The sequence below is a fragment of the Phycisphaeraceae bacterium genome (assembly GCA_019636675.1).
In the GTDB taxonomy this organism is placed as follows: Bacteria; Planctomycetota; Phycisphaerae; order Phycisphaerales; family UBA1924; genus JAHBXC01.
Window position 1 is genome coordinate 57,523 of the sequence record JAHBXC010000007.1, and the last position, 26,560, is coordinate 84,082.

Here is a 26,560-nt window from a genome sequence, read left to right on the forward strand (position 1 = left end):
CCTCCGCGTGAACTCTTACCTCGGCTTCGCGTCGCCGCGGGCGAAGATGGACGCGACATAGTTCAGCACATCGGTCGCGCTGCGCTCGTTGTAGCCGAACTGCTTGATCATGCGCTGCTTCACCACATCGATCTTGGCCTGCGTCTCGTCGTCGACGACGCTGGAGACGAGGTTCTTGAGTTTGATGGTGTCGCGCTGGTCCTCGAAGAGCTTGAGTTCGAGGGCCTTGTAGAGCCGGGCGTTGGTGTTGTACTCGAACTTCTTCCCGTCGAGGGCGAGGGCGCCGATGTAGTTCATGATCTCCTGGCGGAAGTCATCCTTGCGGCTCTCGGGGATGTCGATCTTCTCCTCGATCGAGCGCATGAGGCGCTCGTCGGGCTCTTCCTCGCGCCCGGTGTAGCGGTTGTGCACGCGCTCTTTCTGGGTGTAGGCGCGCACGCTCTCGATGTAGTTGGCGCAGAGGCGTTTGATCGCGTCCTCGTCGGCGCTGATGGCGCGCTGGACCTCGGCCTTGATCAGGTCCTCGTACTCGTCCTTCACCACCGCCAGCATCTCGCGGTAGCGCTTCTTCGTTTCCTCGTCGGAGATCAGCGAGTGGTGGAACAGCCCCTGCTCGAGCTCGTTCATCACCATGAAGGGGTTGACCGACTGCTCCTCGATCGCCTGGTGCGAGACGAGCGCGTTGGAGATCTTGTCCTGCACGTACCGGGGCGAGATGCCGGTCATGCCCTCGCGGGGCGCCTCTTCGCGCAGTTCCTTGATCGAGTCCTCGGTGAAGCCGGGGATCGCCTTCCCGTTGTAGAGTTTCATCTTCTGCACGAGCGAGAGCCCGGCCTTCTTGGGCTCCGCCAGGCGCGTGAGCACCGCCCACATGGCGGCCACCTCGAGCGTGTGGGGCGCGACGTGCATGCGCCCGACCTTCTCGGGGCCGAAGTCCTTGCGGTAGATGCGGATCTCGTCGTCGAGGCGGATGTTGTAGGGCACATCGATCTTGATGGTGCGGTCGCGGAACGCCTCCATGAGTTCGTTGTTCTGGAGCTTCTTGTATTCGGGCTCGTTGGTGTGCCCGATGATGACCTCGTCGATGTAGGTCTGCGCGAACTTCTTGGGCTTGATCGTGTGCTCCTGCGACGCGCCGAGCAGGTCGTAGAGGAAGGCGACATCGAGCTTGAGCACCTCGATGAACTCGCAGATGCCGCGGTTGCCGATGTTGAGCTCGCCGTCGAAGTTGAAGGCGCGCGGGTCGGAGTCGCTGCCGTAGAGGGCGATCTTGCGGTAGTTGATGTCGCCGGTGAGCTCGGTGGAGTCCTGGTTTTTCTCGTCCTTGGGCTGGAAGGTTCCCACGCCCACGCGGTCCTTCTCGGAGAGGACGATGCGCCGGACCCTGATGTGGCTCATGGCCTGGCGCCAGTCGCCGCTGTAGTGCTTCATGAGGTCGGCCATGACCTTGCGGCAGAAGGGGTCGAGCTCGCCCTCGAGCCGGATCTTGCCCGATCCCTTGAGTTCGGCGTATCGATGGTTGAGGGACGCGAGGACATCGGCGCGGGCCTCGCGCGGGATGAGGAGGAGCGGTTCCTCGTGCATCGGGCAGGGGAACTCGGTGTCCTTGGCGGTGGGGCCGGCGTGCTCGTCGAGGAGCCAGGAGAAGGAATAGAGCGCGCCCTCGTCGGTGCGCGAGTAGTGCTCGAGGCCTTTCTTGAGGAGTCGCGCGATGGTGGACTTGGACGAGCCGACGGGCCCGTGGAGGAGCAGGATGCGCTTGTCGGTGCCGTAGCCCTCGGCGGCGGAGCGGAAGACATCGACGAGCTGCATGAGCGAGCCGTCGAGGCCGAAGATCGCGTCGGCGCCCTGGCCGATGGGGTCGGAGAAGAAGTGGTAGCGCACGCGTGGCTGCTTGAACTCGGTGTAGCGTTCCTGCCCGTAGGACAGGATCATGTCGTGGACGCGTTGCCAGGCGTTGCGCGCGAGGTGCGGGCGTTCGGAGACGAGCGCGAGGTAGTCCCAGAAGGTCCCCTCCCAGTGGAGTTCCTCGAATCGCTGGCGGTCGAGGCGGCGCTCGATGAGCGACGCGAGCGCGTCGGCGGCGTTGCCGGAGGGGCGCGCGCTGGCGGCGTCGTGGTCTGTGGGGCTGGTCGGGGCGTGGCGCTCGTCCATGGCGGTCGGCCTCCTTGGCGCAACGCCGCCGGCGCGTTGGCGCGCCGGGGGGCGAACGCCGGGATCGTGGCGGCGCCGGTCGTCCCGGGAAGGGGATCGACCACGCGACGCTGACATCGAACCCTTCGATATCGGCCGCCGCGTGTATGCCGCCTGAGAGTCTTTACGGACCAAAATGACGCGGGTTCGCCCCCGGTGAGGGTGATGCGGAGTGGTGAAGCCGGGAAAGCGCACCCGCTGCGCGGCTGGTACGCTTCGCGCATGGGACGACGAGTGCTGATCATCGATGCGCACCCGGCGGACGGCACGCTGGTCGGGGCGCTCGCCGACGCGTACGCGGCGGGGGCGACGGCCGGCGGGCACGAGACGCGACGGCGCGCGCTGCGCGAGATGTCGTTCGACCCCGTGCTTCACGAGGGGTATCGGGAGCGACAGGAGCTCGAACCGGACCTTGTCGCGGCGCAGCAGGACCTGGCGTGGTGCGAGCATCTGGTGATCGCGTACCCCACCTGGTGGGGCATGCCCCCGGCGCTGCTGAAGGGGTTCTTCGATCGCGCGCTGCTGCCGGGGTTCGCGTTCAAGTATCGCGAGGGCTCGCGCTGGTGGGACCGGCTGCTGAAGGGGCGTTCGGCGCGGCTTCTGGTGACGATGGACGCGCCGGCGCTGTACGACGGGCTGTTCTACGGTGGGCGGCGCGTCGTGAAGCGGGCGGTGCTGCGGTACTGCGGGTTCAGGCCCGTGCGACACAAGGCCTTCGGCCCGGTGCGATCATCGTCGCCCCGGAAGCGAGAGCGCTGGCTCGTCGAGGCGACGGCGCTGGGGCGCGTCGCCGGCTGAAGTGAGCGTGCGCAAGTCCCGTCTTTCATGTTCGCACGAAAAAAACTTTCATAAGTAAATTCCTCCGTGCTCGGATCTTGCGCAGCCAGGCCGCGCAGACCCGGGATTTCCCTCCGAATCGAGGGGGAATTCCGGTAGATTGCTCTCGGGAAACATGTCGATGCGGCGCCCGCCGCATGTGTTGCGTCGGGTTGCCGCGCAGAAACACGATTGGGAGGAAGAATCCAATGAACAAGTGTGCATCTGTGCTTGGCGCAGGCGCGATGGTTGCGCTCGCGACGATGGCGTCCGGCCAGGCGGTGACCGGTTTCACGGGAGGGAGTCAGTTCGGCATCTTCTTCGGCGCCAGCACCGGGGATGTCGTGGGCTGGACCTTCTCGGTGAATCAGGACATCTTCGCGACGCACCTTGGCGTGTGGAACCGCGACACGCAGATCGGGATGGAGGGCCTGAGCTCGCCTCACCAGGTGGGCATCTGGAACGCGACGACGCAGACGCTGCTCGGCTCGACGACCGTGAACCCGGGCGACATGGTGGTGGGCGACTTCACCTATCGCGCGTTGCCGAACATCACGCTCCTGACCGGGCAGCAGTATGTCATCGGCGCGATGTACACCGCGACCGACGGCGACAGCTACATCTCGGGCGGCGTGACGAACTTCACGACCAGCGCCGATGTCAACTGGATCAACGGGCGTTCGCCGCTGGCGGGTGATCTGGGCTTCGTGTTCCCGACCTCCACCTCGACGGGCATCGGGCGGTTCGGGCCGAACTTCCTGTACACCCCGGTGCCCGCCCCCGGCGCCGCCGCGGCGATGGGCGTGTTCGGGCTCTTCGCGACGCGCCGTCGTCGCTGACCGGACCCGGTCCGACACGGAGGAGCGCACTCGGGCCCCGCGCGAGCGGGGCCTTTTTTGCGCGCACGCTCGCCTGCGGCGGCTACAGTCCGCCCCATGAGTTTCGGACTCTCACGCGGCAAGGAACTGGACAAGGGCGAGGTCGGCCTGCGAGGGGAGGAGCTGCCCCCGCTCCCCGACGACCTGCTGACCAACCCGCGCGGCGCGTGGCTCGACCCGCGCGAGTGGTTCGCCGCCCCCTCGCTGCCCTTCGAGCTCGAGATCGGCTCGGGCAAGGGCACCTTCCTCGTGCAGCAGGCCGAGCAGGACCGTGGGACGAACTATCTGGGCATCGAGTGGGCGCACGAGTTCTGGCTGTACGCGGCGGACCGTCTCCGGCGCAGCGGGCTGACGAACGTGAAGCTCCTCAACGCGGACGCCGGCGAGTTCGTGCGCTGGCGCATGCCCGACGCGATCGTGCGCGTGATCCACCTGTACTTCCCCGACCCGTGGCCCAAAGCGAAGCACAACAGGCGGCGCATGATCCAGGACGCGTTCCTCGAGCAGGCGCATCGCGTCCTCGTCGAAGGGGGCGAGCTGCGCGTCGTGACCGACCACGCGGACTACTGGGCGTGGATGGAGGAGCACTTCGCGCGCTGGGCCGACACCCCGGGCGCGCCCGACGCGTCGAAGCGTTTCACGCGACTGGCGTTCGAGCGCCCGGCGTCGGCGCGCGAGGGCGAGATCGTGGGCACGAACTTCGAGCGCAAGTACCGCGTCGAGGGCAGGCCGTTCAACGCGGGGGTATTGAGGAAGAAGGGAATAGGGAGCGGGGAGCAGGCAGCGGGGCTGAGTCGAGTTCGCGGTACAGTCTCCTGACACATCTTCTTCCTGCTGCCCACTCCCCACTCCCTGCTCCCTTCTTCAGACCATGCGCAACCCCAACGCCGACGAGAACAACCTGACGCAGGCGGACTTCTGGTGTGACTACTGCCACCGGCCCTGGGTCGACGACTCGGTCCCGATGGTCGAGGGGCACCAGGGCTCGATCGTGTGCGGCAACTGTCTGCGGCTCGCCTACACCTCGGTCGTGCTGGACGAGGAGCCGACGCCCGAATACCACGGTGAAGACCCGCACGGTCCGAAGTGCGCGCTGTGCCTGGAATATCGGAGCGAGCGCGAGCCGATGTGGGTCTCCCCCATGTTCGAGGACGCGTGGCTCTGCCGGCGCTGCGCGAGACTCGCGTCGCAGGCGATCGAGAAGGACCCCGGGCACGCGTGGCGAAGGCCCGAGAAGCGGTCCGACGCCGGGGGCTGAGGGGCGTCTACGAAACAGTCGGGCGTCGTGCAAGGGTCTCGCGGGATTTTCGCGCGGTTCGGTCCGTCGTGCGCGAGAAGTCTTTCGCGACCGGCGTGAGGCGTTGACGCGCGACTGCGGAACCGGGTGAACGGCGCACCGGGGAGGCGGGATGGACGATGTCGGCCCTTCGCAGACATCGGCGGCGGAGTGCCGTCACGCCCTACGGGAGGACACGCCATGCGTCGCAACCGCATCGAACGAACTCGGACGACAACCACCGGAGCCGCGGCCCTTCTCGCGTCGACGCTGCTGGCCTCCTCGGCGGGCATCGCGCAGAGCGCGAACACGGCGCACCTGGCGCGGGCCGATATGAACGCCGACGGGCAGATCGACTGGCAGGATCTCAACACCTTCCTCACTGCCTTCGCGGCGAGAGATCGACGCGCGGACATCGACGGCAACGGGCGCATCGACGACATCGACACCAAGCTCTTCATGAGCGTGATGGGCATGCGCCTGTCCTCGACCCCGACTCCCCCTGCGCCCCCTGCCGCCCCGGCGCCCCCCTCGAGCGCGCCGCCGGCGGGCGATTCCAAAGCGGGCGGCGCGGCGCCCGCCCCGACGGGAGAATATCGCACCGAGTTCGCATCGAACTCGCTGCGTTTCGCGCAGGGACAGCGCGAGATCCTGTCGCACACCGGGCCGGTGTATATGCCGCACCCCCAGAACGGCGCGCCCGGCCAGGTGAGCGTTGTTCAGGCGAGCAACGGCTTCGATCTGGTGGTGCGCGTGACCAACACGACGCGCCGCCCCCAGCGCGTGGGCAGCGTGGTCCTCGACGGGTTCCGTCTGGGCCAGGCGGTGACGGCGCGTGACTTCCGCGGCGCGGGCGCCGAGATCGCGCTCTCGGACGAGGGCGCCGGCGCGATGCGATCGGGCGTGACCTACCCGAGCGGGTGGTACTCGCCGGTGTTCGTCGCGCACGACGAGGTGTACACGCTGGGTGTCTCGCTGCAGTACCCGGTGCTCGAGTACAAGCACGAGGTGAAGTTCGGGATGGCGCCTTCCGGGTCGTTCTACCGGATGTTCATCGAGTTCAACCCGGCGCAGGGCGGCGTGGGCTACTCGAAGGACGGCGAGATCAAGCCGGGCGAGACGCGCCAGTACGTCGTCTCGCTGCGCGCGCAGCCGCGGAACTCCGCGCGCTGGACCGACACGCTGCAGCCGTATCGCGAGTACTTCACGAGCGCGTACGGCGACACGAGCTATGTGCGCGACCCGCGCCCCGTGCACGCCGCCGTCATGGCGAGCCCGGGCGAGCAGACCCCCGACAACCCGCGCGGGTTCCTGTTCAACGATCTGCGTCCCGATGTCCACGGCTTCGGCCCGTGGCTGAGCGAGCTGCGCGATCGCGCCGAGCTTGGGTGGGACCGCGTCATGATCTGGCGTCCGAGCGGGCTCCCCTACAGCGGCACGCGCAGCGTGAAGAACACCGGTTGCGGCATGTTCGACTTCGTGTCGTCGCTCGACTCGAACGAGCGCCTGCGCGACGCGTTCACCGAGCTGCCCCGCTTCAACAACCGGGCGCGCGACCTGGGCGTCTGGTGGGGCGACCCCCTGAAGGCGGAAGGGTCGCGCCGCGGCCCGCGCCTCAACCTCGACTCGGCGCGTGATCGCGAGGACGCGCTGCGCGAAGCCACTCGCGCGACCGGGCTCGGCGCTGAGATGGTCGGGCTCAACGACTTCAACAAGCTGCCGGCATGGCAGGCCTATGGCTGGCTGCGCGAGCTTCGGCAGGCGAACCCGGGCGTGACCTACATCACCTCGCCTGCCTGCGGCGACCTGATCCACACGCTCGCGCCGGCGATGCTCGTCGCCAACGCCCCCTCGTCCAGCCCCTCCACGGGCGTCGACACCCGCTTCTTCCTCGCGGATTACCTCGTCCCCGGGCACGAGACCTGGGGCCTGATCCGCGTGGACCGGCTCGGCTCGCCGCACGACGACGGCATCCGCGACGAGATCTTCCGGATCGTGGAGAAGGGCTTCGTGCCGGTGGTCGTGCCGCCGCTGCAGATCGACCGGCGCGTCGTCGCCGAGGAGACCTGGCGCATGGGCGACGACTGGTAAGCGTTCGACCCGACCCGGTCCCGAACCCGGATCGAGCGAGACCCCGAGACACCAACCGGCCCCGCCTGTGCGACGCGTAACGCGTCTCGCGGGCGGGCGCCGTCTTTGCTTTCCGAACCATGCGTTCAATCCACCGGATCGTGCCGGACGAATCCGTACGCGAGGCGGGATTTCATCGGGTCTTTGCGAGGGTCGCAGCCGACCGGACAATTTCCCCGTACATTGGAGCGGGCCCACGGAACGGGCCAGGACTCTTCAGAGAAAGGACCGCGAACCATGCCTGAGAAGGAGACGCATGAGCTCGCCGGTGAGGGAGGGGCTCAGGCCCCGACCAGCCCGGAGGAGAAGTCGCGAACCCGCACTGCCACGGCCACGAAGCCGTCGCCCGCCCCGCCGAAGATCGACGAACTCCCCCCGTTCAAGGTTCTGCTGCATAACGACGAGGTCAACGACATGCTCGACGTGGTCCAGACCATCGTCGAACTGACCCCGCTGCGCAAGGACGCCGCGATCCAGCGGATGCTCGAAGCACACTCCCACGGCGTGTCGCTGCTGCTCACGACCCACAAGGAGCGCGCCGAGCTGTATCGAGAGCAGTTCCAGTCCAAGAACCTTGTGGTCTCGATCGAAGCCGGCGGCTGACCCCGGCTCACAAGCCCCTTTGTTGTCCCTCAGGACCCCTTGCAAGCCAGCGAGGGGTTTTTTGTTGGAAGGCGCCGGCGCGTCCGGACGAGACGCGACGGGCGTTGATCTTTCCCCGCCCCCCCGGACCGTCGCCGGGCGACGCGCGCGCAAGCCCATTCGGAGCATGGGCTTGGGGCGAGGGCGATGAACGCCGATTCATCCGGTGTCGCGCTGATGCATCGCCCCTCGTGGGGGCGGGTCGGACGCGTCGGGAGCCGGAACGCATGATCCTTCGACTCGGTGAACTGATGGTCCGCCGCGGGCTGCTCTCGGAGCGACAGGTCGAGCGCGTCCTGGAGGTGCAGACGAGCACCGGGCGCCCCTTCGGTGAGCTGGCGGAGGAGATGTACGACCTGCACCCCCAGGACGTGGAACGCGTGTGGGCGGAGCAGTACGCCGCCGGCGCCACGCGCATCGACCCCCGGACCGAGCCGGTGGAGCAGGCGGCGATCTCGCTCGTCTCGCGTCGCCAGGCGTGGCAGTTCTCCTTGTTGCCCCTGCGGATCGAGGGTCGCGAGCTGGTGGTGTGCACCACGCAGGACAACCTGCCGCGTGCGCTTCGGTTCGTGTACCGGCGTCTCGAGCGCCCGGCGTCGTTCATGCTGTGCGATCAGAACGCCCTCGCCGAGGCATTGCAGAAGCACTACCCCATGACGGGTCAGTCGGCCGAATCGTGGTCCTCCCCGTTCATCCCGGCGGCGTGAGCGCGTCGAGCGGCGATGAACCGGCGCCTCGGGCGGCGAGTACCCGTCGGATGCTGTTCATGGTCATCGAGCGATTCCGGTCGGGAAGGGCCGACGAGGTGGGCGAGCGGTTCCGCGCCCGAGGGCGCATGATCCCCGAGGGTTCCGGGGCGACCTTCGTCACAAGCTGGATGTTCGCCGACGGCTCGGGCTGCTGTCAGCTGATGGAAGCCGGGAGCAAGGAAGCCCTCGACGGGTGGATCGCGCACTGGCAGGACCTCGTCGAGTTCGAGGTCTGGCCGGTGATCCCCTCGCAGGAGTTCTGGGCCTCGGCCGGGGGCTGATGAGCGCATGCGAGTGCCAAGGGGGCCGGGGGGGCAGGGGGCTGGGAGTCGGCCACTTCGCCTAGCATCGCCCGAGCGGAACCGAGCTCCCCCCTGCGACGAATCGTCGTCCGGATCGCGGCCCGCGCCGGCGATGTTGTTTTTTCGCCGTTCCCTCATTGATTCGCGGCCAGACGCCGCCCGCTGTCCGAACCGTCCCCGGAGCCCCCTTCCCCATGACGACCATGGACACCCGACACGCCGCGTCCACCCCTCAGGACAACACCGGAGGGTCTGGCGACCGTTCGAGCCAGTTTTCGATCGCCCAGAAACGCAAGACCGACCCCCACGCGACGCGGCTGGGCAAGTTCCTCCAGGCGTGCATCAAGTTCGGCGGTTCCGACCTTCTCGTGAAGACCGGCCGGCCCCCGGTGATCCGGCTTCGCGGCAAGCTGCAGCCCCTCGACACCGACCCGGTGACGCCCGAGGAGTACGAGCAGATCGCGTTCAACATGCTCAACGAGGAGCAGATCGAAACGCTGAAGAAGACCGGCTCGGTGGACCTGGCGTACGACTACGACGAGCAGAACCGTTTCCGCGTGAACCTGTTCCAGTCGCGCGGGCGCCTGAGCATGGCGGCTCGTCTGATCACGAGCAAGATCCTTCCCTTCGAGAAGCTGCACCTGCCGGCGGTCATGTCGGACATCGCGATGCAGCCCCAGGGCATCGTGCTGCTGGCGGGCGTGACGGGGTCCGGCAAGTCGACGACGATCGCGTCGATGCTCGACTACGTGAACGAGCGCAAGCCCGTGCACATCATCACGATCGAAGACCCGATCGAGTACATTTTCACCGACAAAAAGGCCACGATCCACCAGCGTGAGATCGGCATCGACGTGTCGGACTTCAAGATCGCCCTGCGCGCCCTGGTGCGAGAGAACCCCGACATCGTGCTCGTCGGCGAGATGCGCGACTCGGAGACTTTCGAGGCGGCGCTGCACGCGGCGGAGACGGGCCACCTGGTGTTCGGGACGATCCACGCGTCGTCGGCCTCGGAAACCTTCAGCCGCATCTACGACCTGTTCCCGGCCGAGGAGCGCGAGCAGGTCCGCAAGATCCTGGCGTACCAGATGCGCGCGATCGTGTACCAGAAGCTGCTCCCGACGCTCCACGAGAACATCCATCGCATCCCGGCGCTCGAGATCCTGATCAACAACGCGGTCGCGCGCAAGTACATCCTCGAGGGTCGCGAGGGCGAGCTCCACGAGGTGATCAAGTCGATCGAGGCCCAGAAGGCCGGCATGATCGACTTCAACGGGTCGCTTGTGAAGTTGGTCGAGCAGGAATACATTCATGTTCGCACCGCGATGGAGGCGACCCCCAACGCCGACGAGCTCAAGATGCGCCTGAAGGGCATCGGCTGAGCTGTCGGGGGCGGGGCCACCGCCCCAGCGCGTCGTCCATCCGAGCTGCAGACTTTCATCGGCCCGCGGGCCGCGACACCTGCGCCCCGCGCAGAAGGCCGGGGCGTCTTCGAGAGAAGTCGCCTTCATGCTGACCAGCACGCTCTCCGACACCTCGCTCGCCCTCCTCGCCGTCGAGGCCCAGCCCATGTGGCTGGTCTCCTGGTGGAAGGCGGTCATCCTGCTGCTCCCCCTCGTCGGGTGGGGCTGGGTCGTCTCGGCGATCTACGACAAGGACGCCAAGCGCTTCTACCTCGGGCAGAAGACCTGGAACATCGTCCATCTGGCCTTCGGCGTCGCGGCGCTGGCGGCGGGGCTGCTCATCCCGATCTTCTGGATCGGGCTGCCGGTCATGGTCGTGATCCTCTTCGCCGACCTCGCCATCTACTACACCAAGCGCAACGCCGACGAGCGCGTCCCCGAGCCGGCCAAGTGGGACCTCAAGAAGATCCTCGCGTCGCGCAAGGGCTCTGGCGAGGACAAGGAGCTGGCCAAGCGCCAGCAGGGCGTCACGCTCAAGATCATCGGGCCCGCCGGGGCGCTGCCCGCCCCGGAGAAGGAGACGCCCGAGTACGAGATCCGCGCCGCCGCCGAGGACATCGTCGTGCGCGCCAGCGACGCACGCGCCTCTCGGTTCGAGCTCATCCAGGCCTCGCCCGACGCGTTCGCCTATTCCTTCATCGTCGACGGCGTGCGCAGCCAGCCCGAGGCCATCCCGGCCGCCAAGGCGGTCGCGATCATCGATTTCTGGAAGGGCGCCGCCGGGCTCGACGTCGCCGACCGTCGGCGCAAGCAGTCCAAAGAGATCACGATCGAGCAGGTCGGCGCGCCGCGCAAGCTCAAGCTCATCACGATGGGCGGCTCGTCGGGCCTGCGCCTGACAGGCGTGCTCGACGCGACCAAGCAGGTCGCGCGCAAGCCCGAGGAGCTCGGCGTCCTCGAGGCCCAGAAGCCCGCCTTCGACGCGCTCGTCGGGGAGCACAAGGGCGTTGTCCTGCTGGCCGCGCCCTCGGGCCAGGGACGCACCAGCACCATGTACGCCTTCGTCAAGAGCCACGACGCCTACACCCTCAACGTGCAGACGCTCGAGCTCGAGGCCGAAGCGGTCATCGAGGGCGTGCGCCAGAACGTGTTCGATCCTTCGGTCGACGGCGCCGAGTTCAGCACCACCGCCCGCTCCATCCTGCGGCGCGACCCCGATGTCTTCGCCTGCGCCGAGACCGACGCCGCGACCTGCAAGGAACTCGCCAAGGCCGACCACGGGCGCACGCGCTGCTACCTGTCGCTCAAGGCGACCGGCGCGCTCCAGGCGATCCAGCTCTACATGAAGGCCGTTGGCGACAACCAGCTCGCCGGCGAGTCGCTCCACGGCGCCGTCGGCCAGCGCCTCGTGCGCCGGCTGTGCCCCAACTGCAAGGCGCCCTTCCAGCCCTCCCCCGATGTGCTGAAGAAGCTGGGCCTGCCCCCCACCGTCAAGCAGCTCTTCCGCAAGGGCGGGCAGGTGCTCGTCAAGGACAAGCCCGAGATCTGCCCCATGTGCCAGGGCGTCGGCTATATCGGGCAGGAAGCGGTGCTTGAGATCTACCCCATCGACGCCAGCCAGCGCTCGCTCATCTCCAAGGGCGACCTCGCGGCGCTCAAGGCCTCGCTGCGCGAGAAGCGCCTCCCCAGCATCCAGGAAGCCGCGATGCGCAAGGTCGTCGAGGGCGTCACCTCGATCGACGAGGTCGTGCGCGTCATCTCGTCCGACCAGCAGCAGACCGCCGCCCCCAAGCGCCAGCCCGCCTGACCAGCCCCGTTCTTCATCGACTCCACCGCCGCGCACGGAGCGCTCGACGCCTCCGCCGGTTCCCGAGGATTCCCCATCATGATCGTCAACATCCTCGTCATCGCCATCATCGGCCTCACCGCGTACATCTGGGCGTCGCGCGGCGTGTTCTCTGCCTTCCTCCACCTCGTCTGCACGATCGTCGCCGGGGCGATCGCCTTCGCGATATGGGAGCCGCTGGTCTATGGCGTGCTCCTTGGCGTGCGCGACGACATCGCGTGGGGCGTCGGCCTGGCCCTGCCCTTCGCGGCGTCGCTGGTCGCGCTGCGCCTCATCGTCGATAAGGCCATCAAGACCAACCTGCAGTTCGACGACGCGACCAACTTCGTCGGCGGGCTCGTCTTCGGCGCCGCGTCGGGCGCGATCGCCACCGGCATCCTCGTGCTCAGCATCGGCTTCCTGCGCGTGCCGCCCAACTTCATGGGCTACGCCCCGGTCGTCTACAGCAAGGACGCCCCCGGCCAGCTCGTGCGCGGCGCGTCGCTGTGGGCGCCCACCGACCGGCTCGTCGCGAGCTTCTACGGCATGACGAGCACCGGGGCGCTCGCCACCTCCACGCCCATGGCGCAGCGCGCGCCCGATGTCGCCACGCAGGCGGGCCTCGTCCGCTCGACCTTCGAGGGCTCCGGGCGCACGACCGCCAGCCCGTCCGATTTCGAGGTCCTGGGCCAGTACGAGGTCGCCGGCGCCAACCTGTCGGAACTGCTCACCGATTCCTTCTCGGTCGACGCGCAGGGCAACACCCTGCCGCAGCGCGTCGCCGATCTCGACGGCAACCCCTTCCCGGCGGGCTCGACGATCGTCGGGTACATGCTGCGTTTCAACGCCGGCGCCAAGGAGAAGCAGGGGCAGTTCATCGTCGGCCCCGGCCAGATCCGCCTGCTCGCGCGAGGCCCCGGCGGCGAGGTGAAGCCGCTCGTCCCGGTCGCCTTCATCAACCAGAGCGACCCGCGCACGCTGGACTACAAGCGCTGGCGTTTCGACGGCGAGGGCGTCTACGCCGTTTCCGCCGGCGCCGCCGCCGAAGCCGTCTTCGGGTTCGAGTTCGTGCTTCCCCCCAACCACACGCCTGTTGACCTGCAGTTCCGCAACCTGCGCGCGCCGCTCGCGGGCCTCCAGGTCACGCCGCGCCAGAACCCGGCCCTCGCGTTCGCCAACCCGGCGGCCCGCGACCAGGGCCTGCGCACCTTCGCCCTTCTCGACGCGGTCGGGGTCAATGTCCGAGGCGTCGAACTCGAGCGCGACGAAGAAGTCGTGCGCGTGTTGGTCGAAGAGGGTCGAGGCGGGGCCGGCGGCGTCGCGGTGCGCGAGCTGCTGCCCTTCAACGGGCAGTTCAACCGCTCCCTGCGAGGCGGGCTGGACGTCGACGATCGCAACCGCATCTTCGACGGGCGCGCCACCATCCCCAAGAGCAGCTTCTTCGAGGTCGGCCTGCTCGAGAACCTGCGCGTCGACTCCTTCGCGCGCACGCCCGACTCGCGCATCGTGCAGGTCGATGTCGGCCTGCAGAGCCGCCTGAGCGTGCTCGGGCGCGCTTTCCAGACCGCGACCGGCGTCGTGCCCCCCATGCTCGTCGACTCCCTCGGGCGTCAGTACACCGCGATCGGCTGGGTCTTCGACGACGGCAGCAACGTCGACATCCGCTTCACGCCCGGCAACCCCGTCCGCGGCGTGAGCGAGATCCCCACCCTCAGCCGCGCGCGCACCGACCAGCGCCTCATGCTCATCTTCCGCGTGAACTCCAACGCCGAGATCCGACACTTCGCGCTGGGCAGCAAGATCATCGGCGACTTCGATCCCCCGATCACCGTCGGCCGCTGATCCGCCCGCTGGCATAGACGTCGCCAACGACAACGCCCCCGCGAGGATGTCCTCGCGGGGGCGTTTCAGTTCTGCGTGACGCGACCGGCCGACCGATCACTCGGCGGCGGGCGCCGCCTCGGCGCCGGCGGGGGCGCGATCCTCGCGACGCCCACGACCGCCGCGACCGCGACGACCCTGCTCGCCGGGCATGATCATGTTGCCCTCGTCGTCGACCTCGACCTCAACCTTGTCGTCGACGGCGATGTCGCGGTCGGCGACGACCTTGACGATGACCTCGGCCTCGAGGTCGCGGTCGAGCTTGACCAGGACGTGGTGCGACTCGATGCGCTTGATGGTCTGCGAGAGGCGGATGTCGCGCGCCTTGACCGCGAAGCCCTTGGCGACGAGCGCCTCGGCGATGTCCTGCTGCGTGACCGAGCCGTACAGCAGGCCCTGGTCGTTGCAGGAGCGCTTGAGCTCGACCTCGATGCCCTCGAGCTTCTCGATCGTCTGCTCGCGCTGCAGGCGCATCTCGCGCTGCATGCGCTCGGCGTCGGCGCGCTTGGCGGCGAGGGCCTTCACCTTGTCGTCGCTGGGCTCGGTGGCCAGGCCCATCGGAAGGAGATAGTTGCGCGCGTACCCGGCGCGGACCTTCACGACGTCGCCCACGATGCCGAGGTTGTCGACCGATTCGGTCAGGAGGAGCTGGATGTCTTTGGCCATGTGACCCGTTGTCCTTTCGTCAGTCAGGAAAGTGAGGAGCGCGACGGTCGCGCCCCAGCGTGTGAACCCCCGGGATGTCTGAGTCGTGCCCCGAGCGGGGCGAGCGTGATCTTTGGCGCGTCAGAAGGGGATGTCGTCCTCGTCGATGGGCTCGTAGCCGCCCGACGACCCGGAGTGGCCGCCACCGCCGCCTTGGCCCGACGCCGGGGCGCGCCCGCCGCCCGAGCGGGAGTAGACCTGGCCCCCTCCCGTGCCTCCCCCGCCGCCCTCGTCTCCCCCTCGGGAGTCGACGAACTGGAAGTTCTCGATGATGACCTTGAGCTTGGAGCGGTTCCCGCCGTCCTTGTCCTGCCACTGGTCGAGGCGAAGGCGCCCCTCGATGAACACGGGACGCCCCTTGGCGAGGTACTGGGCCATCACCTCGGCGGTGCGCCCCCACGCCTCGCAGTCGACGAAGGTGACTTCTTCGCGCTGCTGCCCGTCCTGGGTCTTGAAGCGTCGGTTGACGGCGAGCCCGATGTTGGCGACCGACCCCCCTCCGGGGAGCTGGCGGACCTCCACGTCTCGCGTGAGGTTGCCCATCAGGAGGACCTTGTTGAAATTCCCGGCCATGGCGCAGGGCTCCGACTAAAGGGTGCGCGTGTGACAGTTCGTGCCGCGCAAGTCTACACGACAAATCCGACCATTGCCCGAACAGGGCGTCGGGGGCCGGAGGGGGGATGACGAGGGGTCGCCCCGGGGTCAATCTTCCTCGTCGAAGTCCTCGTCGTCCGCGACGCCGGCCGGGACGGTGTCGTCCTCGTCCTCGTCCTCGTCGATCTGGGCGGCGCGGGTGGCGCGCAGGCGCGCCTCGTCGGCGAGGGCCTGTCGCTCGTCGGCGCTCTGCATCTCTTCGAGGGTGAGGTGATCGGCGCGCAGGAACATGGCGCGGAGGATCTGCTCGGAGAGGTTGCAGGTGTTCTCGATCTTGATGAGGGCGGAGGTCGGCGCCTCGAAGTAGGCGAGGATGTACACGCCGCGCTTCTGCTTGTCGATCTCGTAGGCGAGACGGCGCTCGTCCCACTTCTTCATCGCGATGATGGTCGCGCCGGCGTTCTCCATCGTCTCGCGGATGTGCTGGACGGCCTCGGCGAAGTTCGCCGCGACCTGCTGGCTGATGAGGAACATTCCCTCGTAGTGGCGCTTGATCTGCGTCATGGCTCTACCTCGATCTTCTCGCGCGTGGTGCGCGATGTGTGGTGGTCTGCTCGTTCGTCGAACGCGTCGCGAGGGAGACGCCCTCGCCGCGTGGATCTGTCTCGTTCACGACCCGCGCGTCTCGTCGCGGGCCTCGCTCTCCGCCCCGGCGTTCGCGCCGGGGCCCTTCTTCCTGTCCGGCTTCTCGCGGGCTTTCTCGCCCGCTTTGCCGTTGAACCTGTTCATCGCCGCGACTGGGCCTTCCCTGGCCCACAGCTCCGCGGAGTCGGCCGCCTGCTCGAGCGCCGGGGCCAGCGTCGCGAGCTGCTCCGGCGTGAACCTGCCCAGCACCCAGTCGTGCTGCGCGATGAACGCGGGGGCCGGATCGATCCCGATGCGGCATCTCGCGTAGGCGTTCCCGCCCAGGCGTCGCTCGATGTCCGCGAGCCCGTTGTGCCCGCCCGCCGAGCCCGACGCCCGGATGCGGATCGTCCCGCACGGGATCGCGACGTCGTCGGTGAGCACGAACACGTCGCTCCACGGGTCCATCTTGAAGAAGCGAACCGCTTCCGCGACGGACTGGCCCGACAGGTTCATGTAGGTCGTGGGCTTCATGAGCAGCGCCTTCTCGCCCGACACCTGCGCGTCCCAGGTCATGGCCTGGAACCGCGCCTTCATCGTCGTCGCCGGCGCGTGCCTCGTGATCAGCCGGTCGAGAGCGAGCCAGCCCGCGTTGTGGCGCGTCTGCTCGTACTCCCGACCCGGGTTGCCCAGGCCCACGATCAGTTTCACGCCTTGTCCGCCTCCTCGCCCTTCTTCTCGCCGATGCGCTCGGGCGCGCCGGCCTCGCCGGCGCCGGCGCCGGCCGCCTCGCCGACGGCGACTTCCTCTTCCTTGGTCTCGTGGATCGTCGCGAGGACCATGTCCTTGTCGCTCAGCAGCTCGACGCCCGAGGGCAGCGCGATGTCGCCGGCGTGGAGCGAGTGGCCAACGTCCAGCGACGACACATCGAGGCGGAGCTCGTCGGGCAGCGTCGCGACCGTGCAGCGGACCTCGACCTCGGTGTGGGGGTGCAGCAGGACCGCGTTGCCGCGGCTGAGGCCGACCGCGTCGCCCACGAGGCGGACATGGACCGAGACCTCGACCTGCTCGTTGAGGTCGACCAGCGCGAAGTCGGCGTGGATGATGCGCGTGCCGAGGTAGTCGAACTGCAGGTCGCGCACGAGCACGGTCTGCTCGCCCTTCTCGCCCTCGATGTTGATGCCGAAGACCTTCTCGCCCTTCTCGAGGTGCTTGATGGTCTCCTTGGCGTCGACGTAGAGCGCGAGGGGCTCGTGCCCGTGCCCGTAGACGACGACGGGCAGGCCGCCGGCGCTGCGCACGCGCTGGGCGTACTTCGATCCGACCTTCTCGCGACGCTTCGCGTCGAGCGTGTATGACTTCTGCATGGTGATGATCCTCTCGGGGTGGTTCTTGGGTGCGGTGTGTTCGTGGGCGTCGGGTCAGCGCTTCGTGCCGCCGCTGCGTCGGAACAGGGCGCTGACGGACATGTTGTGGTGGATGCGGTGTATGGCTTCGCCCAGCAGCTTGCCGACGCAGAGCTCGACGAGCTTGGGACGGATGGGGTCGAGCCGGGCGGCGCCGGGGATGGTGTTGCTGACGATGACGCGATCGATCGGCGCTTCGGCGAGGCGCTGCGTCGCGAGGCCGGCGAGCACGCCGTGCGTCGCGCCGACCCAGACCTTGGCGGCGCCGCGCTCGCGCACGAGACGCGCCGCCTCGCAGACGGTCCCGCCGGTGGAGATCATGTCGTCCATCATCAGGACGGTCTTGCCCTCGACGCTGCCGATGAGGTTCTTGATCGAGACGGTCGACCCGCTGGTCCGCCGCTTGTCGACGATGGCGAGGTCGCCGTTGAGCAGGTTCGCGTAGGTATTGGCGACCTTGACATTGCCGACGTCGGGGCTGACGAGCACGAGGTCGCCCAGCTCCTCGCGCACCGAGTCGAAGTACTCGACGAAGACGGGCGACGCGGAGAGGTGGTCGACGGGCAGGTCGAAGAAGCCCTGGATCTGGGCCGCGTGCAGCTCGATCGCGAGAACGCGGTCGGCGCCGGCCTTGGTGATGAGGTTGGCGACGAGCTTGGCGGTGATGGGCGTGCGCCCCTCGTCCTTGCGGTCCTGGCGCGCGTAGCCGAAGTACGGGATGACCGCGGTGATGCGCGACGCGCTGGCGCGCTTCAGCGAGTCCATGAAGATGAGCAGTTCGACGAGGTTCTCGTTGACCGGCGCGCAGGTGCTGAGCACGACGAAGCAGTCGCGCCCTCGCACGTCCTCCTCGACGCGCACGATCAGCTCGCCGTCGGGGAACGCCTCGGTCGACGCGTGCCCGAGGGGCAGGTCGATCGCCTCGCACACGCGCTGCGCGAGTTCTTTGCTGTTGCGCCCGGCGAAGATCTTGAGACTGTTGGCGTCGCTCTTGCTCACGCGCGTGCGCCCTCCGGCTTCGCGAGTCGCGTGCGGAGGATCGCGTCGACCTCCGCCAGCTGCTCGGGGGTGTTGATGCTCAGCACGTCCTGGGGGGGCATCGCGTCGACGACCTCGACGACGCGCCCCTCGTCGCGCAGCATCCCGGGGATGTCGGTCAGGTAGTACTCGCCCTTCGCGTTGTCGTTGCGCAGGCGCGGCAGCGACGCGACCAGCAGGTGCGCGTCGAAGCAGTAGATGCTCGGGTTGATCTCGCGGATCGCGCGCTGCGCGTCCGTCGCGTCCTTGTCCTCGACGATCGCCGCGAACCGACCGCTCGCGTCGCGAACGATGCGCCCGTAGCCGGCCGGGTCCTCGACGACGCTGGTGGCGATGGTGGCGGCGGCGCGCGTCGCGCGGTGCTTCTCGAGCACCTTGGCGAGCGTCGAGGCGCGCACCAGCGGGCCGTCCCCGGCGAGGACGACGACCTCGCCGTCGACCAGGCGCAGATGGTCGAGCGCGCACTGAACAGCGTGGCCCGTGCCGTGCTGCTCGAGTTGTTCGGAATACAGGATGTCGTCCTGGCCCTCGAAGACCTCGCGCACGACCTCCTGCTTGTGCCCCACGACCAGCACGACGCGCGTGAAGCCAGCGTCGCGGCAGGCGTCGACCACCCAGGCGACCATCGGGCGCGACGCGACCGGGTGCACGACCTTGGGCAGGTCGGACTTCATGCGCGTGCCCTTGCCGGCGGCGAGGACGACGGCGACCGGGCCTCGCACGCGAGCGCCGGGGGAGGACGGACCGGATGTCGAAGAGGGGCTGGGCATCGTTCGGACGCCCGCACGCGTCGCCCTCGCTGCGTGAGCGAAGGCGAAGAAACTGGCCCGCTAGGATTCGAACCTAGACTGTCAGGACCAAAACCCGATGTGCTACCGTTACACCACGGGCCAAAGCGTGCGGGAGGACTCCTCTCGCTGTTGGCCGGCCGTTGCCCTTCGCTCCGAGCGAGGACGCCGTCCGACGCAGGACCACTCAACTCGCTTCAGGACAGGCACTTGCGTGCCAGCCATCGGCGTCAGTCGCGCGGCGAGCGTCGAACGAGTGGGTCCGAAGACCATCCCCGCCCAATCGGGCCGCGGCCGCCTGTCCCGAAGCCGGACCACCCTCGCTGCCGCTGGGGGTGTGTGGCCCGTGCCCGCGCCTCAAGTCGTCGCGGGCGGCTTCCTTTCGTGGGAAGGCCGGGGAGTGTAGAGGGGGGGATGGGGGAGTCAACGGGGCACGGGGGAAGCCGGGCGACCCTTGGGATCACTCGTTCTTCCAGTCCTCTCCCGGCATGATCCGTTTCATGAACTCGTCGAACAGCGGTACGGTAAACGCGGTGTCGCCGTGGCTCGGGCTCCACACCATGCCCTTCTCGATGAGCTTACTGCGGGTCGGCGCAAGCGAAGTGACATCTCTCTTCACTGCTTCCGCGATCTCACCGGACCGATGCGGTCCGGGTCCGAGCTCCGCCATCGCGCGGAGATACCGCTTCTCCGAGGGAGTCAGGCGATCGAAGCGCACGCGGAAGAAACTCTCGTCGAGGGCGGCTATCGCAAACGCGGACGCCGTTGTCACGTCGCGGTCGGTGATGGGCGACCTGGGCGCCGTGTCCCAGACATGCTTGCCCCACTCCTGCAGAAAGTACGGGTAACCATGGGTCTCGCGGATAATTCGTGCGAGGGCCTCTCGCTCGAATCGAACATCGTGTTGCGCCGCCGGCTTCTCGATTGCTTCCCGCGCCGCGTCTGGTGGGAGCGGACCAATCTCAGGAAAGTTGAAGAGGCGCTCGGCGTATGACTTGGCTCGACCCATCCTCCCTCGCAGCTGCGGCAAACCGGCCCCGACGAGCACTATGGGCAGTTGACGCTGCGCGACACGGTGCAGGGCCGTAATGAGCGCGGCCAGCTCGTCCTCTTCCACGTACTGCAACTCGTCGATAAAGATCGCGAGCGCAGTGCCGGCCTTGCTCGCGGCCTGTCCAACAACCTCGAGCAGCGCCTGCAGGTCGAGTTCGAGATCTCCATTATCCGCGAGACCGAGCTCCGGCTCGAAATCGATCCCTACCTCGATATCGCCGTACTTCACCTTCAGGGCGCGAGCAAAGCCCGCCAACGCTCTCAGCGCCCGAACCGCGAGCTCTTTCGCGTGTTCATTCCTTGAAAGTTGCAGGAGCGCAAGCCGCAGTTGTGGCGCAAGGATCGCAGGCAGCGATCTGCTTTCCGGAGCCTCGATCCAGATGGTCTGGAGCCGTAACCCTTCTGCCGTTCTCCGGATCCGATCCAGCAACACCGTCTTGCCCACGCCCCTGAGACCGATCAGCAGCACGCTCTTCGTCTGCCGGCGGGCCTGGACCCGCTGAAGCGCCGTGGACATCTCACGCAGGAGGTCGTCACGCCCGGCAAGCTCGGGTGGAGGCGAACCAGCCCCTGGGGCATAGGGATTGAGGATGGGATCCATCGATCTATTATGGCGACCTTAGGAGATTTAGCAATACGCCATAAGTTTGCGAAACTTTGCCTAACTCGCCGGAAGTTATCGGACGCGACAGGGCCGCTTAGGCCCCATCGCTCGTCGCGTCATCGTCATCGGAATCGAGACAATGATCCGGCAGCACGGGGTCTCCCTCCCGCACCGCCGCCTCCGACGCGATGTCGTAGCAGGTCGCCAGCAGCCCCACCAGAGGGAACTTCCCCTTCGCGAAGGGGGTCGGGCCAAGGCGGCGCAGCAGCGGGTGGGTCACCTCGGCCTTGCGAGGGGTCATGTCGATCTCGTCGAGCCCGTCGGGCTCGGCCCAGAACTGGTCGAGGTCCGAATCGAGCGACGGCGCGTTGGCCGGGACGCCCGGGGGCGTGCGAGGGGCGTACGCCGGCGCGAACCCGCGGGCCGCGCGCGTCGCCGCCCGGCGCTGGCGCAGGCGCTCGATGAACTCGCCCGAGGGCAGCCCGCGCAGCGTGAAGATCAGGAACGGGTCCTCGCTCAGGCGCTCGGCCGCGATGAACCCCGCCACGCAGGAATGGATGCACCACCCCGTCGCCGACGAGGCCGGGTCCTTGCACGAGCAGCGCGGCGAGAAGTCCTCGCTCGTCTTCGGGAACAGCGACACGCCGACCTGCCCGAACACCTCTTCGATCTCTTCGGGCATCTCGCGCGCCATCAGGCGCGCCGAGTGCGTCGCCGAGTCGTTGACCGCCGAGACGATGCGCTCCCACTGCTCGGGCGTGAACCGCGTCAGGGGGATCGACACGCGATGGGGACGGACCTCCAGACCCTGGATGCTCGCGACGATCTCTCCCGCTTCGAAGGTCAGCGAGCGCGTCTGACCCCGGATCGCCCAGGCGAGCGCCTTGATCGTCGTCTCCGACTCGGCGCTGGCGTGCATGAACCCGAGCACGCGCCGCCCTGCCCAGTGATCGACCCGCGGCGCCTCCTTGCCGTGCAGCTTCACCCCGCCGCGAACCGTGCGAGGGACCGTGGGCAGGGGCCTCTGCGGAGGACCGCCCGGCGTGTTGTTCGCCGCGTTGTAGGTGTTTCCGGCCTGGGCGCCTTGCTGGGTCATGCGTGCCTTGATCCTTGGCGTCAGATGCGCTCGTCGTCGATGACCGCCTCGGGGCGGAGGGTGAGGATCTCGCGGAGCTGGTCGGTGGTCATCTCGGTGAGCCACTGCTCGCCCGAGCCGATGATCTGCTCGGCGAGCTCGGTCTTCGCTTCAATCATCTCGTCGATCTTCTCTTCGAGCGTGCCGCCCACGACGAACTTGTGCACGTGCACGGTGCGCGTCTGCCCGATGCGGTGCGCGCGGTCGGTGGCCTGGTTCTCGACCGCCGGGTTCCACCAGCGGTCGAAGTGGAACACGTGGCTGGCCGCGGTGAGGTTGAGGCCGACGCCGCCGGCCTTGAGCGAGAGCACGAAGATGGGCGAGGTCCCGTCGGCCTTCTGGAAACGGTCGACCATCTCCTGGCGGGTGTGCTGCGGCGTGCCGCCGTGGAGGAAGAGCACCTCCCGGTCGAGTTCGTGGCGCAGCATGGCGGTGAGCATCTTGCCCATGCGTCGGAACTGGGTGAACACGAGCGCCTGATCGCCCTCGGCGAGGACCTCGTCGAGCAACTCGAGGAGGCGCGCGCACTTGCCCGAACGCGATGGCTGCACGAGCCCGACGGGCAGCGAGTCGTCGGCGCCCTCGTCCTCGTCGCCTTCCTTGATGGCCTGGGCCGGGTGGTTGCAGATCTGCTTGAGCTTGATGAGCGTCGAGAGCACGATGCCGCGCCGCTGCATGCCCTCGGCCTTGTCGACCTCGGTGAGCATGCGCTTGACCGCCTGCTCGTACATCGTCGCCTGCTCGCTGGTGAGCTGGCACATCTCCTTGCTCTCGAGCTTGGCGGGCAGGTCGCTCACGACGTTGGGGTCGGTCTTGAGCCGGCGCAGGATGAACGGCTGGACGAGCCCGCGCAGCTGGCGACGCCGGTTCTTGCTGTGACGGCGCTCGATGGGGATCGCGAAGTTGCGCCGGAACTCGTGCTGCGATCCCAGGTACCCGGGGTTGCAGAAGTCCATCACCGACCACAGCTCGGTCAGGCGGTTCTCGACCGGCGTGCCGGTGAGCGCCACTCGCCGCTCGGCCTTGAGCCCGCGCACCGACTGCGCCTGCTTCGCGACCGGGTTCTTGATGTTCTGCGCCTCGTCGAGCGCGACGCGCCCCCACTCCACCAGCTCGAGCGACTCGCGGTCGCGGTGGGCGAGCGCGTAGGTGGTGATGATCAGGTCGTGCTCGCCGGCCTGGTGCGCGAACGCCTCCCCGATCTTGCGCTCGATGCCGTGGTGCGCCACGACGCGCAGCGACGGCGCGAAGCGCGAGGCCTCGCGCATCCAGTTGCGTACGACCGAGGTCGGCGCGACCAGCAGCGTAGGCTTGACGCTCAGCGGGTCGCGCCCGACCCGCGTCATCTCCTCGCGCTCCAGCGCCAGCAGCGCCAGGAGCTGGATGGTCTTGCCCAGACCCATGTCGTCGGCCAGACAGCCGCCCAGGCCGAAGCGGTCGAGGAACGCGAGCCACGAGAGGCCTCGCTTCTGGTAGGGACGCAACTCGCCGTGGAAGCCCGCGGGCTGCTCGATCATCGGGAGCTTCTGCTCCTCGGCCTCGTCGCCGAAGATCGCGCTCATCCAGCCGGTGGCGCGCATGCCCAGGATGGGCGCGCCCTTGCGCGCCTCCTCGTCGGCGCCGTACGCGATGCGCAGCGCCTCCGCCGCCGTCATCTGCCCGCCCGGGTTCTCGCGGATGAACCGCATCGCGGCGTCGACATCCTCCGGGCGCACCTCGACCCACAGCCCGTTCACGCGCACCAGCGGCGAGCGCTCCTGCGCCAGCGACTCGAACTCCTTGAGCGTCAGCGTCGCGTCGCCGACCGCGATCTGCCACGAGTAATTCACCAGCGCACGCAGCCCGATGCGCGACCCGGCGGCGCTGCTCTCCGAGCGACCGAGCCCCTCGAGCTCCTCGTCGATCGGCTCGCTCTCGATCACCAGTCTCGCGCCAAGGCGCCCGTGCGGCGACTCCCACCAGTCGGGCGAACGCACCCCGAAGCCCTGCTCCTGCAAGAGCGGGCGCACCTCGCGCAGGAACTCGTAGGCCTCGACCGTCTTGAGCGTCAGGCCCGTCGGCTCCTGATCGTTCAGCGCCTTCTCGAGCTTGCGATAGATCCTCGCGGCGCGAGAGAGTTCGGCCAGAAGCAATTCCTGCGGCGACTCGGCGCGCTTTCCTCGCACGATCGCGATCTCTCCGCCGCTGGCCGACCAGATCTCGTCGCTGCCGATCACCAGGCGGTCGTCCGACGCGTTCTGGAGCGCGAAGCCCAGCGTCCATCGCACGTCGTCGCCCGGCGCGCGAAGGTCGGCGAGGCGCTCGGCCCCGCTCGGCTCGCGCAGCTCGAGCAGCAGGCGCCACTCGCTCGCCTCGCCGCGATCGTCGAGCCCGCCCAGCCATCGGCGCACGCTGCGCAGCACCTCGGTTCGCCGCTCGGCGTCGCCGGGCGAGGCGCGTTCGTCGGTTCGCAGCAGGCCGGAGAGCCACGACACGTGCGGGTCATCGCTCGGGTCGCGACCGTCGATCGCGTCCTCGAGCGTCTCGGCGGCGAACGCGGCGCGCGTGTGCGCGTCCACGACCGCCCACAGGAAGTCTTCGAGGATGGGCCATGCCTCGTGGCCCAGATCGTCCTCGACGGCGCGCGCGCTGGGGGGCATCGCGCGCACCAGCGCCGCGGTGGTCTGGGCGATCGGCTCGTCGACCAGCCAGGGCTGCCAGCTGCCGCGCAGCACGCCGTCGGCTTCCTGGATGACCGTGGGGACATAGCGCTGCTGCGCGACGACCAGTCGTGCGAAGCCCGCCGCCGCCGAGAACCAGCGCGCGCCGGGGCCGATGACGACACGCATGGCGTCGCCCTCGCCCTCGTCGCTCGCGAGCGAGCCCTGCTGGTTTTCCTCGAGCATCTCCAGCGCGCTCAGCGCCTCTTCGGCGTCGATCGCGTCGATGCCCAGCGCCGGCACGCGCCAGCGCGACAGCATCGCGCCGTGCTCGGTCAGCCCGTCCACCTCGGCCCGGCGCCCCATCGCGTGCGCCAGGCGCGGGCTCATCACCGGCGCGCCCTCGACCGTGGGCAGGAACAGCGTCAGCGACCCGGCCTGCGCGCCCTGCGCCACGCCCGCGGCTCCAGCCAGCGAGAGCGCCTCGCGCACCACATCGGTCGGCGACGCCATCGGGTGCTCGCGCGCGTCGGCGCCCTCCGCCCCGGGCCCTTGATCCGACGCAACGGGCGGCGGCGCGACCTCGCGCTCGCTCCACAGCCAGAGCCGACCGCCCGACCAGTTCGCGTGCAGCACGATCAGCATCAACTCGCTCGCTCTCCGTCCGTGGACGCCGCGATCGCGGCAGGGATCAGTCAGGGGAATGGGGGCGGTGGGATTCGAACCCACGACCAACGGATTAAAAGTCCGCTGCTCTACCGCTGAGCTACGCCCCCCTCGTTCGCGATCGGCGCTCCGACAGGGGGTGCGCGCGAGGTTCCGCCCTCCACGCGCACAAGCCCGAACTGCGTCGGGCCGAAAGTCTAGAGGGGCGCCCAGCCACTTTCGCGTGCTCGGTCGCCGGCCACGCAATCTCCTCTCGCGCCGCCCACGCATCACCCCCGGCGTCGCGCCCGTATCGTTTGTCTCACGACATGCCCCCCCGTCACGCCACCATCGCCGACTCCCTCGTCCGACAGATCGTCAGCGCCTACCGGCGCGGCTACTTCCCCATGGCCGACATCCGCGCCGGAGAACTCTTCTGGTGCAGCCCGGAGCGACGGGGCGTCATCCCCCTCCACGCAGACGACCCCCTCGCCCCAAACTCGACCTTCACGATCCCCAAAACGCTCCGCCAGAAGGTCCGCTCAGGAAAGTTCGTCGTCACCGCCGACAGGGCCTTCACCCAGACCATCGTCTCCTGCGCCAACCCCGACCGGCCCGGCGCATGGATCGACGAGACCATCGTGGGCGCGTACCGACTCCTCCACGACGCCGGCTTCGCCCACTCCATCGAGGTCTGGCGGCGCAACGAGAACACCGGCGAGCTCATCCTCGTGGGCGGGCTCTACGGGCTCGCGATCGGCGCCGCCTTCTTCGGAGAGTCGATGTTCTCCCTGCCTGCGATCGGCGGAACCGACGCGTCCAAGGTCGCGCTCGTCCATCTCGTCGCGCACCTGCGCCGGCGCGGCTATCGCCTGCTCGACACCCAGATGTGGTCGCCGCATCTGGCGCAGTTCGGCTGCGTCGAGGTCGACCGGCCGGACTTCCTTCGCGCGCTGACCCCGGCGGTGACCGATCGCTCGGTCTCGTGGGGCGTGTTCCTGCCTTCGGACTCCGACGCGATCACGCCCCGGCGCGCGCTGCCCGGCGTCGAGCGCGAAGACGACGCGGCGTGAGGAAAAAAGAAAACGCCGGCGAGAGACTCGCCGGCGTCTATTGGGATTCAGATCAGTGAGCGAGAACGACTGATTTACCAGTCGTTGCTGTAGCGCTCGCGCTTCTCGCCGCGACCGCCGCGATCGCCGCCGCCGCTGCGGCCACCGCCGCCGCCGCCGCC

At 68.4% G+C, this 26,560-nt stretch carries 23 protein-coding genes and 2 tRNA genes; 12 read left to right on the forward strand and 13 right to left on the reverse strand.

From position 1 onward, the window contains the following. Positions 1–15 precede the first annotated feature (15 nt). Positions 16–2,154 carry a hypothetical protein gene (locus KF684_13980; protein ID MBX3354034.1) on the reverse strand — a complete coding sequence of 713 codons (2,139 nt, stop codon included), beginning with the start codon at positions 2,152–2,154 and terminating at the stop codon, positions 16–18. 261 nt (positions 2,155–2,415) lie between these two features. Between KF684_13980 and KF684_13985 the strand changes: the two genes are divergently transcribed. The 11 genes from KF684_13985 to KF684_14035 all read left to right on the forward strand — a co-directional run bounded on the left by KF684_13985 (position 2,416) and on the right by KF684_14035 (position 14,056). Then, on the forward strand, positions 2,416–2,991 hold the full coding sequence (locus KF684_13985; protein ID MBX3354035.1) for an NAD(P)H-dependent oxidoreductase: 576 nt from the start codon (positions 2,416–2,418) through the stop codon (positions 2,989–2,991). 227 nt (positions 2,992–3,218) lie between these two features. Continuing rightward, entirely contained in the window at positions 3,219–3,848 is a 630-nt protein-coding gene (locus KF684_13990; protein MBX3354036.1) for a hypothetical protein, read from the forward strand. Positions 3,849–3,944: 96 nt separating this feature from the next. Continuing rightward, positions 3,945–4,706: a tRNA (guanosine(46)-N7)-methyltransferase TrmB gene (gene trmB / locus KF684_13995; GenBank protein MBX3354037.1), complete on the forward strand. Its 762-nt coding sequence runs from the start codon at positions 3,945–3,947 to the stop codon at positions 4,704–4,706. A gap of 52 nt (positions 4,707–4,758) precedes the next feature. Then, positions 4,759–5,145, forward strand: a complete 387-nt coding sequence (locus tag KF684_14000) for a hypothetical protein (protein MBX3354038.1) — start codon at positions 4,759–4,761, stop codon at positions 5,143–5,145. 219 nt (positions 5,146–5,364) lie between these two features. Then, positions 5,365–7,254, forward strand: a complete 1,890-nt coding sequence (locus KF684_14005; protein ID MBX3354039.1) for a hypothetical protein — start codon at positions 5,365–5,367, stop codon at positions 7,252–7,254. 276 nt (positions 7,255–7,530) lie between these two features. Next, positions 7,531–7,896: an ATP-dependent Clp protease adaptor ClpS gene (locus KF684_14010; GenBank protein ID MBX3354040.1), complete on the forward strand. Its 366-nt coding sequence runs from the start codon at positions 7,531–7,533 to the stop codon at positions 7,894–7,896. Between the two features lie 266 nt (positions 7,897–8,162). Beyond that, complete coding sequence (locus tag KF684_14015) at positions 8,163–8,642, forward strand: hypothetical protein (protein ID MBX3354041.1); 480 nt, start codon at positions 8,163–8,165, stop codon at positions 8,640–8,642. A 50-nt stretch (positions 8,643–8,692) separates the two neighbouring features. Next, positions 8,693–8,965, forward strand: a complete 273-nt coding sequence (locus KF684_14020; GenBank protein ID MBX3354042.1) for a DUF3303 family protein — start codon at positions 8,693–8,695, stop codon at positions 8,963–8,965. A gap of 215 nt (positions 8,966–9,180) precedes the next feature. After that, the gene (locus tag KF684_14025) at positions 9,181–10,368 is read left to right on the forward strand and encodes a PilT/PilU family type 4a pilus ATPase (GenBank protein MBX3354043.1); all 1,188 of its coding nucleotides are present in this window, start codon (positions 9,181–9,183) and stop codon (positions 10,366–10,368) included. Between the two features lie 127 nt (positions 10,369–10,495). After that, entirely contained in the window at positions 10,496–12,196 is a 1,701-nt protein-coding gene (gene tadA / locus KF684_14030) for a Flp pilus assembly complex ATPase component TadA (GenBank protein ID MBX3354044.1), read from the forward strand. Positions 12,197–12,274: 78 nt separating this feature from the next. Then, positions 12,275–14,056 (forward strand): CvpA family protein, encoded by a 1,782-nt coding sequence (locus tag KF684_14035; GenBank protein ID MBX3354045.1) that lies wholly within the window; start codon positions 12,275–12,277, stop codon positions 14,054–14,056. A gap of 96 nt (positions 14,057–14,152) precedes the next feature. On the opposite strand, the gene rplI is transcribed toward KF684_14035, so the two are convergent. From rplI to KF684_14095, 12 genes are all read right to left on the reverse strand, one after another. Next, entirely contained in the window at positions 14,153–14,761 is a 609-nt protein-coding gene (gene rplI / locus KF684_14040) for a 50S ribosomal protein L9 (protein MBX3354046.1), read from the reverse strand. Positions 14,762–14,881: 120 nt separating this feature from the next. Beyond that, entirely contained in the window at positions 14,882–15,373 is a 492-nt protein-coding gene (gene ssb / locus KF684_14045; protein MBX3354047.1) for a single-stranded DNA-binding protein, read from the reverse strand. 129 nt (positions 15,374–15,502) lie between these two features. Then, on the reverse strand, positions 15,503–15,958 hold the full coding sequence (rpsF, locus tag KF684_14050) for a 30S ribosomal protein S6 (GenBank protein ID MBX3354048.1): 456 nt from the start codon (positions 15,956–15,958) through the stop codon (positions 15,503–15,505). Between the two features lie 105 nt (positions 15,959–16,063). Continuing rightward, entirely contained in the window at positions 16,064–16,729 is a 666-nt protein-coding gene (gene pth, locus KF684_14055) for an aminoacyl-tRNA hydrolase (GenBank protein ID MBX3354049.1), read from the reverse strand. Further along, complete coding sequence (locus tag KF684_14060) at positions 16,726–17,385, reverse strand: 50S ribosomal protein L25 (protein ID MBX3354050.1); 660 nt, start codon at positions 17,383–17,385, stop codon at positions 16,726–16,728. Before KF684_14060 ends, pth begins: the two co-directional genes overlap by 4 nt. A 54-nt stretch (positions 17,386–17,439) precedes the next feature. Continuing rightward, positions 17,440–18,423, reverse strand: coding sequence for a ribose-phosphate pyrophosphokinase (locus KF684_14065; GenBank protein MBX3354051.1), 984 nt, complete (start codon positions 18,421–18,423; stop codon positions 17,440–17,442). After that, positions 18,420–19,232 carry an NTP transferase domain-containing protein gene (locus KF684_14070; GenBank protein ID MBX3354052.1) on the reverse strand — a complete coding sequence of 271 codons (813 nt, stop codon included), beginning with the start codon at positions 19,230–19,232 and terminating at the stop codon, positions 18,420–18,422. The genes KF684_14065 and KF684_14070 overlap by 4 nt, the downstream gene beginning before the upstream one ends. A 52-nt stretch (positions 19,233–19,284) precedes the next feature. After that, positions 19,285–19,355: transfer RNA gene (locus KF684_14075), tRNA-Gln, on the reverse strand. A 355-nt stretch (positions 19,356–19,710) separates the two neighbouring features. Further along, positions 19,711–20,904, reverse strand: a complete 1,194-nt coding sequence (locus KF684_14080; GenBank protein ID MBX3354053.1) for an ATP-binding protein — start codon at positions 20,902–20,904, stop codon at positions 19,711–19,713. A 97-nt stretch (positions 20,905–21,001) separates the two neighbouring features. Next, entirely contained in the window at positions 21,002–22,003 is a 1,002-nt protein-coding gene (locus KF684_14085; protein MBX3354054.1) for a hypothetical protein, read from the reverse strand. A 20-nt stretch (positions 22,004–22,023) separates the two neighbouring features. Further along, the gene (locus tag KF684_14090; protein ID MBX3354055.1) at positions 22,024–25,329 is read right to left on the reverse strand and encodes a DEAD/DEAH box helicase; all 3,306 of its coding nucleotides are present in this window, start codon (positions 25,327–25,329) and stop codon (positions 22,024–22,026) included. A 56-nt stretch (positions 25,330–25,385) separates the two neighbouring features. Next, a tRNA-Lys gene (locus KF684_14095) sits at positions 25,386–25,457 on the reverse strand. Positions 25,458–25,655: 198 nt separating this feature from the next. On the opposite strand from KF684_14095, the gene aat reads away from it, so the two are divergent. Beyond that, positions 25,656–26,399, forward strand: coding sequence for a leucyl/phenylalanyl-tRNA--protein transferase (gene aat / locus KF684_14100; protein ID MBX3354056.1), 744 nt, complete (start codon positions 25,656–25,658; stop codon positions 26,397–26,399). Positions 26,400–26,560: the final 161 nt, after the last annotated feature.